The 17735-nt window shown below is 64.9% G+C and carries 11 protein-coding genes and 1 tRNA gene; 6 read left to right on the top strand and 6 right to left on the bottom strand.

The features are described 5' to 3' along the window. The first annotated feature begins 86 nt into the window (after positions 1–86). From ABD742_RS19450 to ABD742_RS19440, 3 genes are all read left to right on the top strand, one after another. A complete protein-coding gene (locus ABD742_RS19450; protein WP_234752454.1) occupies positions 87–1913 on the top strand; it encodes a phosphoenolpyruvate carboxykinase (GTP) in 1827 nt (608 codons plus the stop codon). A 269-nt stretch (positions 1914–2182) separates the two neighbouring features. Further along, positions 2183–4810 carry a PEP/pyruvate-binding domain-containing protein gene (locus tag ABD742_RS19445; protein ID WP_234752455.1) on the top strand — a complete coding sequence of 876 codons (2628 nt, stop codon included), beginning with the start codon at positions 2183–2185 and terminating at the stop codon, positions 4808–4810. A 1-nt stretch (position 4811) separates the two neighbouring features. Next, entirely contained in the window at positions 4812–5435 is a 624-nt protein-coding gene (locus ABD742_RS19440; protein ID WP_234752457.1) for a TetR/AcrR family transcriptional regulator, read from the top strand. Positions 5436–5483: 48 nt separating this feature from the next. On the opposite strand, the gene ABD742_RS19435 is transcribed toward ABD742_RS19440, so the two are convergent. The 4 genes from ABD742_RS19435 to ABD742_RS19420 form a co-directional block, all read right to left on the bottom strand. Continuing rightward, on the bottom strand, positions 5484–6644 hold the full coding sequence (locus ABD742_RS19435; RefSeq protein WP_234752459.1) for a globin domain-containing protein: 1161 nt from the start codon (positions 6642–6644) through the stop codon (positions 5484–5486). A 154-nt stretch (positions 6645–6798) separates the two neighbouring features. Beyond that, positions 6799–7248, bottom strand: a complete 450-nt coding sequence (locus ABD742_RS19430) for an RrF2 family transcriptional regulator (RefSeq protein ID WP_234752461.1) — start codon at positions 7246–7248, stop codon at positions 6799–6801. A 24-nt stretch (positions 7249–7272) separates the two neighbouring features. Continuing rightward, positions 7273–7725, bottom strand: a complete 453-nt coding sequence (locus ABD742_RS19425; protein WP_234752463.1) for a hypothetical protein — start codon at positions 7723–7725, stop codon at positions 7273–7275. Positions 7726–7751: 26 nt separating this feature from the next. Continuing rightward, positions 7752–9170, bottom strand: coding sequence for a phosphomannomutase/phosphoglucomutase (locus tag ABD742_RS19420; RefSeq protein ID WP_234752465.1), 1419 nt, complete (start codon positions 9168–9170; stop codon positions 7752–7754). Positions 9171–9294: 124 nt separating this feature from the next. Here ABD742_RS19420 and ABD742_RS19415 point away from each other — a divergent pair, with 124 nt between their 5' ends. Next, positions 9295–11466: a RecQ family ATP-dependent DNA helicase gene (locus tag ABD742_RS19415; protein WP_234752466.1), complete on the top strand. Its 2172-nt coding sequence runs from the start codon at positions 9295–9297 to the stop codon at positions 11464–11466. Then, positions 11463–12902 (top strand): MFS transporter, encoded by a 1440-nt coding sequence (locus tag ABD742_RS19410; protein WP_234752468.1) that lies wholly within the window; start codon positions 11463–11465, stop codon positions 12900–12902. The genes ABD742_RS19415 and ABD742_RS19410 overlap by 4 nt, the downstream gene beginning before the upstream one ends. 254 nt (positions 12903–13156) lie before the next feature. Here ABD742_RS19410 and ABD742_RS19405 read toward each other — a convergent pair. After that, positions 13157–13244: transfer RNA gene (locus tag ABD742_RS19405), tRNA-Ser, on the bottom strand. Positions 13245–13384: 140 nt separating this feature from the next. After that, complete coding sequence (locus ABD742_RS19400) at positions 13385–15646, bottom strand: prolyl oligopeptidase family serine peptidase (protein WP_234752470.1); 2262 nt, start codon at positions 15644–15646, stop codon at positions 13385–13387. Between the two features lie 59 nt (positions 15647–15705). Here ABD742_RS19400 and ABD742_RS19395 point away from each other — a divergent pair, with 59 nt between their 5' ends. Then, complete coding sequence (locus ABD742_RS19395) at positions 15706–17709, top strand: FAD/NAD(P)-binding protein (RefSeq protein ID WP_234752472.1); 2004 nt, start codon at positions 15706–15708, stop codon at positions 17707–17709. Positions 17710–17735 lie beyond the last annotated feature (26 nt).

Below are 17735 nucleotides of genomic sequence, written 5' to 3'. Positions count from 1 at the left end.
GAGATCCCATGTCCGAACCCAGATTGGTCTACTCCGCGACCCCTAGCATTTAGGACACACCACTGAACCCGAGGAAGGGAACCACGATGGGCGATCTGGCGCGACTGCCGCTGCTTGAGAAGGCACCTACTACGCATGCACGCCTGTTGGCCTGGGTGGAGGAAGTAGCCGAGCTTACACAGCCGGACCGCATCCACTGGGTTGACGGCAGCGAAGCGGAATACAAGAAGCTGACCGACGAACTCGTCGCGGCCGGCACCCTGAAGAGGCTGAACCAAGAGCTCTTCCCCAATTCTTTCGCTGCATTCTCCGATCCCGCGGACGTAGCCCGCGTGGAAGAGCAGACTTTCATCTGCTCCGAGAAGGAACACGACGCCGGCTTCACCAACAACTGGATGGCTCCGGCCGAAATGAAGCAGAAGCTTCGCGCGCTGTTCGCCGGCTCCATGCGCGGCCGCACCATGTACGTCATTCCATTCGTCATGGGCCACCTGGATGCCGAAGATCCGAAGTTCGGCGTCGAGATCACCGACTCCGCCTACGTTGTTGCCTCGATGCGCATCATGGCGCGCATCGGTACGGACGTCCTTGAGCGCATCACGCAGACCGACGCTTTCTTCGTCCCCGCGTTGCACTCCCTGGGCGCTCCTTTGGAAGCCGGCCAGGCAGACGTCGCATGGCCCTGCAACCCCGACAAGTGGATCGTGCACTTCCCGGAGGAGCGTTCCATTTGGTCCTTTGGCTCGGGCTACGGCGGCAACGCCCTCCTCGGCAAGAAGTGCTACGCCCTGCGCATCGCGTCAGTCATGGCCCGCGACGAAGGCTGGCTGGCCGAGCACATGCTCATCCTGAAGCTGACTTCGCCTGAGCAGAAGACCTACTACATCTCTGCGGCGTTCCCCTCCGCCTGCGGCAAGACCAACCTCGCGCTGCTCGACCCCACCATCAAGGGCTGGAAGGTGGAGACCCTCGGCGACGACATCACCTGGATGCGCTTCGGCAAGGAAGGCGAGCTCCGCGCCGTCAACCCCGAAGCAGGCTTGTTCGGCGTCGCTCCGGGCACCGGTTGGGGCACCAACCCCAACGCCATGCGTGCCATCGCCAAGGGCAACAGCATCTTCACCAATGTCGCGATCACCGACGACGGCGGCGTGTGGTGGGAGGGCATGACGCAGGAAACTCCGGCGCACCTGACCGATTGGCAGGGCAACTCCTGGACTTCTGGCTCCGACAAGCCGGCGGCACACCCGAACTCCCGTTTCTGCACGCCGATCGACCAGATCGACATGCTCGCCGAGGAATACTTCAGCCCCGACGGCGTGGAGCTCTCCGCGATCCTCTTCGGCGGCCGCCGAAAGACCACCATCCCGCTGGTCACCGAGGCCCGCGACTGGACCAACGGCATCTTCATGGGTTCCACGTTGTCCTCCGAGACCACCGCTGCTGCGGCCGGTGCCGTTGGCGTTGTACGTCGCGACCCCATGGCCATGCTGCCGTTCATCGGTTACGACGCAGGCGACTACCTCAACCACTGGGTCAACCTGTCCGCCAAGGCCAACCCGGAGCGACTGCCCAAGATCTTCCTGGTCAACTGGTTCCGCCGCACGGCCGAGGGTGGCTTCGCCTGGCCCGGCTTCGGTGACAACGCCCGCGTCCTCAAGTGGGCCATCGAGCGCCTTGAAGGCAAGGCCGACGCCGTCGAGACTCCCATCGGCTTCGTGCCGACCGGCGAGTCCATCGATCTCGAAGGCCTGGACATGACCCCCGCCGAGGTGGAAGCCGCAGTGCGCGTCGACGCCTCCGAGTGGAAGACCGAACTGGCATCGATCGAGGAATGGTACGCGAAGTTCGGCGGTTCCCTGCCAGCCTCGCTCCTCTCCGAGCTCGACGGCCTGAAGGCCCGCCTGGCCTAGGTCCCACCGCCTCCCTTGCTTCGCTCCGCTCAGCCAGGGAACCCTCCCCGCTGCCTCCCCAATCTCGCAAGCTCGATTGGGGCCCCTCGGCAGCGTGGGCTCAGGCGGCGGAGGCCCCTTTTACGAACGGCGGTTCCGCACTGACGAGCGGGACCGCCGTCGTCGTCTCCATCCGTTGCCGAGCAGCTAAAGCGAGAGCATTGTGCCGCGATTGGCGCGAGAGTAGCTTTTAGAGAACCAGCAGTTCTCTATTTCCGGGGGTCCGGGCCATGGACGATTCCCAGCGGCACACAAAAGAGTCCGCTCTGCCGTCAGGACCGCATGACGGGCCCAGGACGACCGGACGGATCACCGCCCCCTTGGCCGATTTCGGCGTGGGGGATGTCGCCGTTGCCGGTGGAAAAGGTGCCGCGCTGGGGGAATTGGTGCGGCAAGGCTTTCCGGTGCCGCCAGGCTTTGTCATCTCCACGGGCGCGTACTTGTCCTTCCTGGCGGAAACGAACATTGGGGCAGCGCTGGGCGGCTTCCTGTCCGTCGAGCCCGATGAAGCTCCCGACGGCGGCGTGCCCGACGGCGGCGACGGCACCGGTGGTGCCGGCGTTGCGGCCCTCCGGGCACTTTTCGCTGCGGCGGAAATGCCTGGCCGGCTGCGGCAGGAGATCCTCGATGCCTACGCGAGGCTGGGCGGCGGGGCGGTCGCGGTCCGGTCCAGCGCCACGGCGGAGGATCTTCCGGGAGCCGCGTTCGCCGGCCAGCAGGACACCTATCTCAACGTGCTGGGCGGGGACGATGTAGTCCAGGCAGTCGCCAACTGCTGGGCATCGTTGTGGACGGATCGGGCCATTGCCTATCGCCGACGGCAGGGAATTGATCCGCACGAGGTGGCCATCGCCGTCGTCGTACAAAAAATGGTGCCGGCCGCCATGGCGGGCGTCCTGTTTACGGCGAACCCGGTCACGGGCGAGCGCGGCGAGATGGTGGTGGACGCGAACCCCGGGCTGGGGGAGGCCGTGGTCTCCGGGCGGGTGACGCCGGAACACTATGTGCTGGACGGCTCGGGAAAAGTGCTGAGTTTCACGCCCGGTGGTCGCGAGGTGGTGATCAGCGCGGCCGAGGGCGGCGGCACGCAAGAAAGCTCCGGTACTCGAGGTCCGAAGCCCGGGCTCACCGCAAGGGAACTGGCGGAACTGGCCATGCTGGGAAAGAAAGCCCATCAGCATTTCGGCCGGCCCCAGGACATCGAGTGGGCGGCGGCCGGCGGAACGCTGTACGTACTGCAATCGCGGCCGATGACCGCTCTCCCGCCCCAACCTCCCGTCCTCAACGCAGTCCAACGTCGGGTGGGACCGTTTTTCATCGAGATGTTCCAGGAGCGGCCCTATCCCTTGGATGTATCCGGCTGGATGAGTCGGGGAATTCTCGCCATGCTTCACGGCATGGCCGGGAGCGTGGGCGTCGTCTTCCCTGCAGTGGAGAAGTTGCTGCCGGAGGAAGACGGGGTTGTGGTGCAGCTCATCCCGCCGGCGCCGCGCCCGACCATCCGAACGATTGCCGCGCCGGTGTCTTTGCTGCGCCGGGCGAGGCGATTCAAAGCCGGCGTCTGGACCCGGGATCCTCGATTCTCTCTGTTCATCGACAACATTGAAAGGCTGAACGGCCAGGACCTCGGCCCGCTGCGGTGGCGTGCGGTCGTTGCATTTGCGGGGGAATGCTTCGCGGCGATGCAGGGCATCACGGCCTTGCGGGTCTCCTACCTGCCAGGCATCCTGGTGCCGGTGCTGAAGATGCGTTTCATGCTCTTGTTCCTGGGCAAGACAAAGCTGGCGCCTGCGCTGATCGCGGGGGCGGAAACCCGGACGAGCCAGGCGAACCGGGCTCTTGAACGGCTCGCTTCCATCGCGGCGGACGATCCCGGGCTGTCCCGCGCGCTACTTGATTCAGGACCCCGCGAGCTCCTGGAGTTGGTGGAAAATGAGCCCGAACATCGTGCATTCAGCGAGGCTTTCGCGGCGTTCCAGCTCGAGTACGGCCACCGCGAGACCATCAGCGTTGTCCTCAGCAGTTCGCCCACGTGGTCCGATGCACCCGAGGTGGTTCTTGGTCTCGTGAAGGCCTTGTCCGGAGAGCGGCCCAAAATAGTTGACCAGGCCGGGAATGCGCTTGCGGAATTGAAACGTCATCCGGCTCTCCGCTTCGAACCGCTGCGGCGGAGGGTGCTCGCCGCCGTCGAGTCCGCCCAAGCCGGAATGGCGTTCCGCGAGGACAGCCACTTCTACGCCACCAAAGCCATCCCGCCGATCCGCCGGGCCTACCGGGAGCTCGGCCGCCGGCTGGTGATTGCCGGCGTGATCGAAAAGCCCGACGAAATCTATCACCTGCGGTTCGAGGAACTGGAGTCCATCACAGACAACGACGACGGCGCGCTGCCGGCTTCACTCCGTGACCGTTTCCGGCCGCTGGTGCTGGCTCGCGCGGCAAAGCGGCGCGAGCTCGAAGGCATCCCGCTGCTCGATCCGGCTTTGCTCTTCGGCCGAGGCCGCCAGGGCCGCCAGGTGGAAGGAGTCCTCGTCTCCGGCACTGCAGCGAGCCGCGGCCAAGCGAGCGGGCCGGTCCGTGTGATCCATGGACCCGCCGAGTTCGGACGGCTGCGCAGCGGAGAGGTCCTCGTCTGCCCGTACACCAATCCCGCCTGGACGCCGTTGTTCCAACGGGCCGCCGCGGTTGTGGTGGACGCCGGCGGGCTCGGCTCGCATGCGGCGATTGTCGCGAGGGAGTACGGAATTCCGGCCGTTATGGGCAGCGGTTCGGGCACCAGCACCTTGGCCGACGGGCAGCAAGTACTCGTGGACGGAACCCTGGGGGTTGTCCTGCCAGCCGCTGCAGCGGAGGGACCTTGAGATGACGGGGCATCGGGACCAGACGGGGGTGCGGGACCATCGGAAGCTGCCGCGCCGCCGCGGGGCTGTCCTGAATAGTGCAATCTTCGAGGCAGTCCGGGCAGAGATTGCCGAATCCGGCTACGCGGCGTTGACCATGGACAGCGTGGCTGAACGTGCAAGGGCGAGTAAAGCTTCGCTCTATAGGCGGTGGCCCGGACGCGCGGCCTTGGTTCTCGAAGCAGCCTACGATGCCATGCCCGGCCCGGCGTCCGCGCCGGACACGGGTAGCCTGCGCGAAGACGCCCTGGCGATACTGCGGCTCGTGGCCCAACAACTCGAAGGGGCAGTGGGGCAAGCCATGCGCGGGCTATTGGGGGAGGCGCTGCAGAATCCCGCGGTGGCAGCTGAGGTCCAGGAGTACGCCCGCGGCAACGTAGCAAAGACCATGCGGGCCATCATTGAGCAGGCCGCGGCCCGCGGCGAATGCGATGCCAGCGTGGCCACGGAGACAAGGATCGAGGCCGGCCCTGCCTTGCTGCGGCAGCGTTTCATCTTCTCTGGACTGCCGATTGATGACGATTTCTTAGTGCACGTGGTGGACGAGGTGATGCTGCCGCTGTTGCTGGTTGGGCCGCCCAACTGACTCGCAGTAGGTGTCGTTTTGGAGCCTCTAAACGACACCTACTGCTAGCTAGTTGGCGAGCCAGATATCCGGTCCGAAGACTTCGTAATGAATCCTCGTGGCGGGGATTCCGGCGTTGATGGCTTCGTTGCGGATGTGCTTCATGAACGGCAGCGGTCCGCACAGGTACAGCGAGGCGTCGGCTGGAAGGTCCACTTCGCGAAGTGACATGAAGCCCGTTTTGGACCCGGCCTGCGGTTCCTCCAGCCAGAGCTGGAGTTCCGCACCATCCAAGCGCTCGACGTCGTCCGTCATCTGGCCGCGCAACGCCCAACTGTCCAGATTGCTCTCGGCGTGCAGGACCAGCACTTGGCGGTCGGAGCCGGAATCGGCGAGCGAGCGCAGGATGGAAGCCGTGGGCGTGCAGCCTATGCCCGCCGAGGCGAGGACCACGGGACCGTTGCCATCCTTGAGCGTGATCTCGCCGTAGGGATTGGAGATCTCCAGGACATCGCCCGCCTCAACGGTGTTGTGCAGCACGGGCGAGACCTCGCCGCCGTCGTCGATCTTTGTCGTGAAGCTGCGGCTGGTGCCGGCGTCGCCGGAAAGGGAGTACTGGCGGACCTGGCGCAGGCCGTCCGGGAGTGTGACCTTGACGCTGATGTATTGGCCCGGCAGAGCTTCGGTGATCGGGGTGTCGTCGGCCGGCTCCAGGGTGAAGGTCGTGGACCCGGTGCCAGCGGGAGTTTTGGACGCGACCTTCCATGGGCTCCACATCCTGCCGTTGGCCTGCGCTGCGTAGAGTCCCTTTTCGAGCTTGATCAGCGCGTCCGCCATGAGCCAATAGACCTCTGTCCAGGCTTCGGCGATTTCAGGGGTGATGACTTCTGCCAGGTCTTCCGCGATGGCGGCGAAGAGGTGCTCATAGACCACCTGGTACTGCGGCTCGGTGATGCCGAGTGAAGCGTGGCGGTGCGCGATACGGGACAGAACTGTTTCCGGCAGGGTTCCGGGGTTGCTCACCAGATGGCTTGCAAAGGCGGCGATGCTTCCAGCGAGGGCCTGCTGCTGGTTGCCGGAGCGCTGGTTCGAACGGCTGAACAGCCCATCGAGCAGTTCGGGGTGCGCAGCGAAGAGCCGGGAGTAGAACTTGGGGGTGATGTCACCAATCCGGGCGCCGACGAGCGGCAAAGTGGCCTCGATGACGGGGAAGGACTTGTCCGAGAGCATACGTACTCCTGTCGTAATGGCCCGTGGGATGCATACGGACCGGGGCCAATACTTGTATCTAGAATGCAAGTATCTATAGCTAACTTCTACACCTCGTAGAAGTAATTGGCTAATCGACAGCCTGAGATGACAGAGGCCCCCGGGGGCGCCGGGCTTACAGCCCGGGGCGTAACCCGATCGCCTGGAATGCCGGCGCCATTTGCCGTAGGCGCGGCAGGGAGGACACGACGACGTCGTCCAGCTCCCGGTAGAAGGCTTCCCTCGCGCGCGCCAGGGCATGACGCAAGCCGCATTCGGTGATCAGGGGGCAGTCACCATGGGCGGATTGGCACTCGGCGGGGTCGAGCCTGGTATTCAGTTCCCGCAGGATCTGGCCAACGGTGGCTTGCCGTCCGGCGGCGCTGAGCCGGGATCCGCCCTTGCGGCCGCGCTCGACGTCGATGAGGCCCAGCTCCCGGAGCCGAACAATGGCCTTGCTGACGTGGTGGTAAGGAGTCCCCACGGTGTCCGCGATGTTCTGGGTCGTCAGGAGTTCACCTGCGGGCGCGGACGAGAGAACCAGGAGCGCACGCAGGCTCACATCCGCGAAGGCATTGATCTTCATGCCCTCAAGCTTACGGAGTAAGGTCTAGTCCACCCATACGAGGGGTTCATTGGTGTCGGCTTCGGCGTTGTCAAAGGTGAAGCCTTCGGCGGTCTGGACGTAAGGGACAACGGCTGCGAGGAGACCACCGCTGCGATGCTCAGCCGCGGCGTGGATCCCGTCGGAGCCGTGTTCCGGAAGGATGACGTCGCTCGCAATCGCCACCGCGCGGTAATCGTCACGGCCTTGGCGCAGCAATTCGAGGATGTCTGCCAGCATCGACTCTGTGTCGACGTTTCCCTCGTCGTCCGGCTCTTCAGGCGTTACGAAGACGATCCGAAGTTCGTGGTCCTCGGCGAGCGTGACTGCGAAGGGCAGGAAGCCGCCGTTTTGTTCCAGGTGTTCCTGCGCTGTTGCCAAGGCGGCCCCAAGCGTTTCACGCACTTCGCGGAGTTCGTGCGCCTCTATGCTTTCGAGGCCGTTGATCTGGGAATTCACGCTGCTGCTCGCCTTCGGGGTTCCGGCTAGGACCGGACCAGTGCGAGGACGCGGTCCCGTACCTTTTCCATGGTGGCAACATCCTTCGCCTCGGCGTTCAGGCGCAGGAAAGGCTCCGTGTTGGACGGTCGAAGATTGAACCACCAGCTGCCGTCCTTCGCGGTGAAGGTGCTGCCATCCATGTAGTCCACGTCAACGTCTTCGCCATCAAAATCGGCGCGGACCCGCTCAACGGCTCCTGCCTTGTCCTCGATTTCGGAATTGATTTCACCGGAAGAGACATAAGGCTCGTACTGGCGGCCAAGGTCGGACAGTGGGCCATCCTGCTCGCCCAATGCCGCCAAGACGTGCATGGCCGCGAGCATGCCGGTGTCCGCATTCCAAAAATCGCGGAAGTAGAAGTGCGCCGAGTGTTCGCCGCCGAAGACGGCTCCTTCCTCGGCCATGATTGCCTTGATGAACGAATGCCCCACACGTGTGCGCACAGCCCTGCCACCATCCGTCTCCACGAGCTCCGGGACTGCTCGCGAGGTCAGCAGGTTGTGGATGATCACGGGGGTTTCTTCACCAGCGGCCTGTGCGCGGGCGATTTCCCGGCGCGCAACCATTCCGGTGATGGCAGACGGGGATACCGGTTCGCCCTTCTCGTCGATCACGAAGCAACGGTCGGCGTCGCCGTCGAACGCCAGGCCGATATCCGCACCGTGCTCGATGACTGCGGCTTGCAGATCGCGCAGGTTTTCGGGCTCAAGCGGATTGGCGGGGTGATTCGGGAAAGAGCCGTCCAGCTCAAAGTACAGCGGGACGATCTCGAACGGCAGGGCCGGAAGCAACTGGTCACCAAGCACCGCGGGAGTGGTCAGGCCGGCCATGCCGTTTCCGGCGTCAACGACGATCTTCAGCGGACGGGAGCCCTTGAGGTCAACCAGGCTTCGCAAGTACTCGGAGTAGTCCTTCAGGACATCGCGGGTGCTGATCTTGCCTGGGACATCTGCAGCCGGGATGCTTCCGTTGTTGAGGTACTTCTCCGCCAGCGCCTGGATTTCCTTGAGGCCTGTTTCGGAGGAGATCGGCTGGGCGCCGGCCTTGGACATCTTGATGCCGTTGTACTCGGCGGGGTTGTGGCTCGCGGTGAACGTGGCGCCGGCCGCATTGAGGGCACCGCAAGCGTAGTAGAGCTCGTCGGTGGAGATGAGGTCCAGGAGTTCGACATCGGCACCGCGGCGGGCGGCGCCGTCGGCGAATGCCTTGATGAACTCGGGAGACGACGGGCGCATATCGCCGCCAACCAGCACAGTCTCCCCGGCGAGGCCGAGTGTGTCGACGAAGGCCGCGCCGACGGATTCCACGATGTGGGATGTGATGGATTCGCCGACGATTCCCCGGACGTCATAGGCCTTGAAGGAAGCCGAGAGGTCAAATGTCTTGTTCTGCTCGCTAGTCACGCGCTCAATCTTACTGTGGAGCGAGGTGGTCACTGCGCCGGCACGACATCTATGTGGAAAACGCTTGTCCACATAGATGACGTCCCGGGTTCTAGCTGTCTGCGGGTGCTGGAATACTGAAGGAATGCCCAACAACCCGGATGCTGCCCTACTCGCAGCAGAACAGTCCACCACCCGGCTGCAGGCCCTTGAAGTACTGAAGGAGCTTGTGGGAAATGCGGACGCCCGCTTCCACGACGGCCAGTATGAGGCGATTGAGGCCCTCGTCGACGCCAGACGGCGCGCTTTGGTTGTGCAGCGGACGGGCTGGGGCAAGTCGGCTGTGTACTTCGTCTCGTCGTTGTTGTTGAGGCGCCGGGGCGCAGGGCCAACCCTCATCGTTTCGCCGCTGCTCGCACTCATGCGGGACCAAGTGGCGGCAGCCGCACGTGCCGGGGTGCGGGCCGTAGCGATCAACTCCGCCAATCAGCTTGAGTGGGACAACGTCCGCGAACAACTGGCCGCGGACGAGGTGGACGTTCTTCTGGTTTCGCCCGAGCGGCTCACCAATCCTTCGTTCCGGGAAAACCAGCTTCCCGAGCTCATCCGCCGTACCGGTCTCCTGGTGATCGACGAGGCACACTGTATTTCGGACTGGGGGCACGATTTCCGTCCCGACTATCGGCGCATCTCCGATCTCATCGAGCAACTGCCCGGCAGTGTTCCGGTGCTTGCCACCACAGCGACGGCCAACTCCCGGGTAGTCCATGACATCGAAGAACAACTCGGCGCCGGAGTACTGACCATCCGCGGTGAGCTTGGCCGGGAGTCCTTGCGGCTGGGTGTCTTGAAGCTCGCCGACTCGCGGGATCGCCTTGGCTGGTTGCTGACCCATCTGGCAGACATGCCAGGCAGCGGAATCATCTACACACTGACCGTTTCGGCCGCTGAAGACACCGCCCGGTTGCTCTCCGAGGCAGGCCACAACGTCTTGTCCTACACCGGGCGGACGGACCCCGCGGATCGTGAACGGGCGGAGCAACTCCTCAAGGACAACGAAGTGAAGGCGCTGGTGGCCACCTCGGCGCTAGGGATGGGCTTCGATAAGCCGGATCTCGGGTTCGTCATACACCTTGGTGCCCCGTCATCGCCGGTCGCTTACTACCAGCAAGTTGGCCGCGCCGGCCGTGGCGCCGCAAATGCCGATGTGCTCCTCCTGCCCGGATCCGAGGACCGCGAGATCTGGCAGTACTTTGCGACTGCTTCAATGCCCTCGGAGGAAAAGGCCGCGGGAGTCCTCAACGTCTTGGCCGAATCCGGCTCTGCCTTGTCCACGGTTGCCCTCGAAGCACGGGTGGACCTGCGCCGGACGCCCTTGGAACTCCTGTTGAAGGTCCTGGCCGTGGATGGAGCGGTGGAGCGCGTGGGCGGTGGGTGGAGGTCCACGGGACGTCCGTGGATCTACGACGCCGAACGCTACGCCCGCATCGCCGAGGCCCGGGTGGACGAGCAGGATTCCATGGTGATTTACCAGGACACCGCCGGATGCCGTATGGAATACATCACCGCGGTCCTCGACGACGAGTCCGCGCGTGCGTGCGGCCGTTGCGACAATTGCGCCGGCAGATGGTTCCCGGCGGACGTGGCAGCAGCCGCCGCCGACGCCGCCGGGCAGACCCTTCGGCGCGCGGGTCTTGCGCTGGAACCACGGCTCCAATGGCCCAGTGGCATGGACCGGCTGGGCGTGACGGTGAAAGGGAAGATCAAGCCGGAGGAGTTGCTGGCCGAAGGGCGCGTCCTGGCCCGCCTGACCGACCTCGGCTGGGGTGGTGCCCTCCGTGAGCTCTTTGCCGCCGGTGCGGTTGACCGCGAGGTCGAACCTGCCATGTTGCAGGCCTGCGTACAGGTCTTGCGCGAATGGTCTGCCGGAGACGGCCGATCCACCGGGTGGAGCGGCCAAGGGCGTCCTGCAGCCGTCGTGAGTATCCCGTCCAGGAACAAGCCGGCACTGGTCGAATCCTTGGCCCGCGGCATAGCCGGCATCGGCCAGATGCCGTATTTGGGTTCCCTTCAACTCCAGCACGGCGGACCCACGGGCGGCCGCGGTGGCAACAGCGCCTATCGGCTGGCCGGTGTCTGGGAGCGCCTCGTGGTGGGTCCCGAACTTGGACAGAGCCTTGCGTCGCTAGGCGGTCAAGGCATCCTCTTGGTCGACGACCTGGCGGACAGCCGCTGGACGATGACCGTTGCCGGCCGCGCCCTCAGGCAAGCCGGGGCAGTATCGGTGTTGCCTCTCGTCCTGGGTCAAGCAGCGTGACCGGCGCGGTCCCGGACGTCCAGTCCGAATCCAAGTGGCAGCCACGGCTCGCTTTGCTGGTTGCCGCCACCTTCTTCATGGAGTTCCTTGACGGAACAGTCCTTACTACCGCCATGCCGAGCATCGCGGCCGACTTCAAAGTGGTCTCGGCCGATGTCAACATCACGATGACTGCCTACCTGGTGACTGTGGCCATGGGGATTCCTCTCAGCAGCTGGCTCGCAGAACGCTTTGGTGCACGCCGTATCTTCTGCCTGGCGATCGCCGTGTTCACCGTGGCGTCGCTGTTGTGCGCGGCCAGCCAGGACCTCACCCTGCTGACCTTGAGCCGGGTGGCGCAGGGGGCCGGCGGGGCCATGATGGTGCCGGTCGGGACTCTCGTAGTGCTGCGGGGCACACCCAAGTCGGAGCTTCTCCGCGCCACGGCGTTCCTTGTGTGGCCCGGGTTGCTGGCCCCCGTTTTGGCGCCGCTTGTGGGCGGAGCTTTCACTACCTATCTTTCCTGGCACTGGATCTTCCTGATCAACGTACCGCTGGGGCTTGCTGCGTTCATCGCAGCCCTGAGGCTGGTTCCGCGTACGGGAGGCGATGCCGGCCGGCGGCTCGACTGGCGGGGGCTCGCGCTCACCACCTTCGGCGTCGGATCGCTTGTGGTGGGCCTTGAAGGGGTTGGCGGCCATGGCGCGGGCGTGGTCCCTGCGGCCTTGCTATTTGCTGGAGCACTGGCTTTGGCCGGAGCGGCCTGGTGGATGCTCAAAGCCAAGGCTCCGCTCTTCGATCTCAGGGTTTTCGCCACGCGCACATTCCGGGCCACCTCCACCGGAGGATTCGTCTACCGCCTGACCATCAGCTCGGTACCCTTCCTGTTGCCGCTGTTGTTCCAGGACGGCTTTGGCTGGGATCCACTCAAATCCGGTGCCATGGTGGCCGCCGTGTTCATCGGCAACATCGGCATCAAGCCCGCCACAACGCCCATCATTCGGCGGTTCGGCTTCAAGCCTGTGTTGGTCTTCGCCTCTTTCGCGTCGGCCGTCACCTTTGCCGCTTGTGCAGCGCTCAACTCAGGGACCCCGGAACCGTTGATTTTTGCCTTGCTGCTGGCCAGCGGGGCCTTCCGTTCGATCGGATTCTCTGCGTACGCCTCCGTGCAGTATGCGGATATCGTCCCGGGTGAGCTTCCCTCGGCCAACGCCGTGTCAGCCACGTTGGTGCAACTGGCCGCGGGTGCCGGTATTGCCGTGGGTGCGCTCTTTCTGCGCCTCTTCGACCATGTGTCGATCTTCGGCGACGGCCCTTCTTCGGCGTACCGTGGCGCCTTCCTCGCCATGGCTGCCGTGATGCTTTTGAGCACAGTGGACAGCATCACGCTGCACCGGCACGCCGGAGCTGAAGTCAGTCGCAGTGTTGTGAGCAAACCCGAGAAACGGCGGGGCTAGGGCCGGCTCCGCAAAAATCACAGACCACGTCCGAGGCCAGTCGGCCTCCGAAACCGGAGCTTGTTTCCCATCCGGCAGTCACAAGGGCCGGTCTGGCAAACGAGCGCCGGTTTCGCCAGACAGGCGGCCTGGAGCGGAATCCGGAGTGTGCCCATGAACCTGGGATTTACACACGTTTTGTCCTATAAACCCATGAAAGCTCCGCAAAGGGCCCGGGAACGCAAAAGGCCCCGGTCAGGGACCGGGGCCAAACGCGGAGACGGGGGGATTTGAACCCCCGGTGGAGTTGTGCCCCACACTTCATTAGCAGTGAAGCCCATTCGGCCGCTCTGGCACGTCTCCAGTTGCTATTGCTAGCCAACCAAGGATACGCAGAACTGGGCACCCAGTGCAAAACGGCGGCGCGGACCGCCGTCGTGCGCTTCGCCGTCGCCTGTCAGACCTCGCGCGGACCGCCGTCGTGCGCTTCGCCGTCGAGGGCGCTAGTGCCCCGAGCCCTCCTTGCCCGCAAGCGCCCGCCACAGGAAGTGCTGGCTGCGGGCTTGGAGCGAGGCTGCCTGGCGGTTGTCCGAGGCTCCCGCGTGACCGCCTTCAAGTGCTTCGTGGAACCACACGTTCGGGATGCCCATTGCCTGCATCCGGGCTGCCATCTTCCGCGCCTGGACCGGGCCGACACGGTCATCGGAGGTCGCAGTCCAGATGAACGTCTCCGGATAGTCCACGCCGTCGCGCAGCAGGTGGTAGGGCGAGAAGGTGCGGATGTACTCCCACTGTTCCGGGACGTCGGGGTCGCCGTACTCGGCAATCCAGGAGTAGCCGGCCGAAAGCTTGGTGTAACGGCGCATGTCAAGCAACGGGACGCCGCAGGAGATCGCTCCGAACAGCTCCGGGTACTGGGTCAGCATGTTGCCCACCAGCAGTCCGCCGTTGGAGCCGCCCACGCAGCCGAGCCGCCGCGGACTGGTGACGCCCCGCGAAATGAGGTGTTGCGCCACAGCGGCGAAGTCCTCGAACGCGCGGTGTCGGTTCGCCTGCAAGGCTGCGCGGTGCCAGGCGGGACCGTACTCGCCGCCGCCGCGGATGTTGGCTACGACGTAGACACCGCCACGTGAATGTGCCGCGGTGCCGTCTTCGGTCGTGATGCTTTCGCTCCGGCGCTCCAGCCAGGCGCGACCGATGGCTCCGCTGTAGGCCGGGGTCCTCGAGACTTCGAACCCGCCGTAGCCCGAGAGCTGTGTGGGGTTCTCGCCGTCGAGGTCAAGATCTTTGGACGCCACCTGGAAATAGGGCACGAGCGTGCCGTCTGCCGAGGTGGCGAAGTGTTGCTGGACCTCGTAGTCCGCCTCGTTGAAGAACGACGGCGAGGACTTCACCACCGTGTGCGTGCTGGACACCCCGCCGTCGCGGCCTGCGTCGAGGCTGTAGCTGGCGATCCCGGGGGACAGGGTGCCGCGCATGAGCGTGGTGGGGGTGGTGAAGCCCGTTGCCACGAGCCAGTAGTCATTGCCGGCGTCGTCGCCTTCTGCTTCGTCCTCGTCGTCGACGGCGTAGGCATTCACATCGTGCAGCGGCGGGCACGCATCCAACAAAGTCGAGGCCCATCCGCCGGCGGAGTCCTTGCGGGCTGGGTCGAGCACCCTGATTTCGGAAGAGACGTCGTGCAGCAAGTTCAGGAGGAGGTAGTTCCGGGTCCAACTCCACGACTGGAGCGACGTGTGCTCATCCGGGGTGAAAAGCACTGTGAAGTCTCGCGCCCCGGACAGGTAGCCCTCAAAGTCGGCGGCCAGCAGGGACCCGGCGGCGTAGGTGGTTCCGTCTATGTCCCAGTCCTGCCGCGGACGGAACATGAGCCATTCGCGGTGGGAACTGAGGTTGACGTCAGTGGGGACATCAATGGCCAGCCACGCGTCATCGCGCAGCACGGAGGTGGTCCGGTTGAAGAAGTCGATCCAGTCCACGGCGAATGTGCGTTCGAAACCCGGGGTGGAGTCGTGGGCGACGAGGGCCATCATGTGGTCTTCGGGGATCTCGAAAATCCGCTCTGCTTCAGTCAAGGATTGGCCGCGACGGAGCTTCACGCCTGTGCGCGAGTAGGACGAGCTGGTTTTCGGCAGGCCGTCGGCGGTGGTGGCAACGAGCAGGGTATCGGCGTCGAGCCAGCTCACGTTGCCCTTCGCGGTCGGAAGGTCGAAGCCGCCTGCGGCAGGGTCCACGAAGGTGCGGGTCTCGACGTCGAACTCGCCGTGGCGGTTGGCGTCACCGCCGTCGGGGGAGAGGGCGATGATGGCGAGGCGGTGCGGTTCGCCTTCGGCCGGGCGCAGGAAGTTGGCACCGTGGAAGACCCACTCTTCGCCTTCAGCGGCGGCCAGCGCATCGATGTCGAGCAGCACGTCCCATTGCGGGGCGTCGCTGAGGTAGCTTTCCCATGTTGTCCGGCGCCAGAGGCCCTTGGGGTTCTGCTGGTCTTTCCAGAAGTTGTAGTAGTGCTCGCCACGCTTGTTGACCATGGCGATCCTGTCCGTGGAGTCCAGAACCTCCAGGATTCCGGCTTCCAATGCGGTGTAGTCGGCGTCGTCGAGCAAGTCTTCGGTGCGGGCATTTTGCTCCCGCACCCAGGCAAGCTGTTCCTCGCCGTGAATGTCTTCGAGCCAGATATTCTCGTCGACAGGTTCGGGGGCGATTGCGGTTCCCTGGGCAGTTTCGTTGTCGGGCGCGGGCGCTTGATCAGCTGCTGTGGTGGTCATCCTTCATCCTAGAGTGACTGTCTGAGAAGGAAGCAAGTCACAAGAAGTTAGGCTTGGGCGTGGGTAAATCGCAGAACATTCGGGTGGGGCTGATCGGGGCAGGTCCCCGCGGCACCAGTGTGCTGGAGCGTTTGCTCGCCAATTGGGCCGCGACGGAAACCCAAACGCGATCCCTGCACATCGACGTCGTGGACCCCTATCCTGCCGGCCCCGGGCACGTCTGGCAGCCCGATCAGTCCCGGCTGTACCTCATGAACACGCAGTCGTTCTACCCCACGCTGATCCCCGAGGACGAGCGACTCGCGCCACCCCTGGCCGGGGGCTCCTTTGAGCAGTGGCGGGCGGGGCAGCGGTCCGGGGGCGGCCCGGATCTGAGCGCCGAGGAACGCGCCGAACTTGCCGCCCTCGCCTCCCACGACTTTCCCAGCCGCGCCCTTTACGGGCGGTATCTGCGCTCGACGCTGGAGGAACTGCTGGACCGTGTCCCGGCCGGCGTTGAAATCGCCTTTCACCGAAGCAACGCCGTGGCGGCGCGTCCGCTCCCGGGCGTCCGGGCGGAGGGCGCACCGGACGGTTCACCGGGCGAGCCCGCGGGCGGAGGGTTCGACGTCGAACTCGACGACGGCGCTCGGCTCACCGTGGATTCACTCGTCCTCGCGCTGGGCCACCTTGAGTCCAGGCTCAACCCGGAGCAGCGTTCGTTCAGGGAGGTGGCGGCGGAGCTCGGGCTGCTGTACGTGCCGCCCGCCGCACCTGCCGATGTGGACTGGGCACTCGTCCCGGACGGGGAGACGGTCCTGGTCCGGGGCATGGGCCTGAATTTCTTCGACGTCATGGGCCAGCTGACCGAAGGCCGCGGGGGACAATTCGTGCCCGCTGAAGAGGGTCTCCAGGGGGAGCTCAAGTACCTGCCTTCGGGTCGTGAGCCGAAGATCATCGCGGCATCCAGGCGTGGCACTCCGTACCGGGCCAAAGCCGGGTTGGACGGTTACTATCCCAAGTCCGTGCGCTTGCGGTACCTGACCGAGAGCGCAGTCGAACGCTTCGCCGCGGCCGGAATCCAACCTGGCTTCGAGCACGATCTTTGGCCCCTCCTGCATCGGGACGCCTTGTGGGCCTACTACTCAACGTTGGTCGTGGCGGAACCCGTGGCCGTGTCTGATGCGACTGAATTCCTGGCTGCCCTCGAAGACTTGTTGCAGCCACACGCGCATGCCACCGGGCGATGGGAAAACCAAGTTGCGGAGTTGGTCTCCACCCACGTTGCAGCGTCGCGCCGCCTTGACCTTCTCGGCCTCGCGGCGCCCTTGGCCGGGCGTTCCTTCGCGTCCAGGAAGGAACTCGACGCCGCCGTCGTGGACTATCTGGACGACGACGCCCGCCGCTCCGCGCTCGGAGAGTCAGATCCCGTGAAGATGGCCATCGGCGCCTTGCATACGGGACGGGCGATCCTGAAGAGCGCTGTGGCCGACGGCGGTATTACGGACGAATCGTGGGTGGGCGAGCTGCGGGGCTGGTTCGAATCCTTCGTTGAGGGACTCGCGAGCGGTCCTCCCGCCCTGCGCGCCGAACAGTTGGCCGCTTTGGCGCGTGCCGGCGTCGTGAGTTTCGTTGGCCCGGATCCGCGATTCAGCGTCGACCGTTCCCAGCGCGTCTTCCGCGCGGTATCTGCCTGGGTGCACGACGACGCCGCAGAAGCCAGGACGCTGATTGAGGCTATGTCTCCAGCGAACCGGGTGGGCGTGAGTGTTTCTCCGTTCCTGCGGCAGTTGCTCGCCGACGGGTTGGTGCGGCCCAAGGTGATGATGACCGCCGAGGGAACGCCGGTGCAGACCTCCGGGTTGGACGTCCAGCCGCACCCCTACCGGCTGGTGGGCGCCAACGGTTCCGTGACTCCGGGGATGTACGCCCTTGGCCTGCAGCTTTCCTCCACCCAATGGGGAACGGCCATCGCCGCGGAAGCCCGGCCTTCCGACGGCACCGGTTACCGAAGCGGCCAGCGGACCCTCCACGACGCGGACGAAATCGCCAGGGACATGCTCGGCCTTCCCCTCGAAAAATGAGCATGTTCCCCCAAGAAAAATGAGCA

Source organism: Arthrobacter ramosus, from assembly GCF_039535095.1.
Classification (GTDB): Bacteria; Actinomycetota; Actinomycetes; order Actinomycetales; family Micrococcaceae; genus Arthrobacter; species Arthrobacter ramosus.
The sequence above is the reverse complement of the archived record's forward strand: the minus strand, read 5'-3'. Positions and strand labels throughout refer to the sequence as shown.

Excerpts from the sequence above, each read along its gene's own strand:
- ABD742_RS19450 (WP_234752454.1), top strand. The coding sequence starts at position 87 with ATGGGCGATCTGGCGCGACTGCCGCTGCTTGAGAAGGCACCTACTACG.
- ABD742_RS19445 (WP_234752455.1), top strand. The coding sequence starts at position 2,183 with ATGGACGATTCCCAGCGGCACACAAAAGAGTCCGCTCTGCCGTCAGGA.
- ABD742_RS19440 (WP_234752457.1), top strand. The coding sequence starts at position 4,812 with ATGACGGGGCATCGGGACCAGACGGGGGTGCGGGACCATCGGAAGCTG.
- ABD742_RS19435 (WP_234752459.1), bottom strand. The coding sequence starts at position 6,644 with ATGCTCTCGGACAAGTCCTTCCCCGTCATCGAGGCCACTTTGCCGCTC.
- ABD742_RS19430 (WP_234752461.1), bottom strand. The coding sequence starts at position 7,248 with ATGAAGATCAATGCCTTCGCGGATGTGAGCCTGCGTGCGCTCCTGGTT.
- ABD742_RS19415 (WP_234752466.1), top strand. The coding sequence starts at position 9,295 with ATGCCCAACAACCCGGATGCTGCCCTACTCGCAGCAGAACAGTCCACC.
- ABD742_RS19400 (WP_234752470.1), bottom strand. The coding sequence starts at position 15,646 with ATGACCACCACAGCAGCTGATCAAGCGCCCGCGCCCGACAACGAAACT.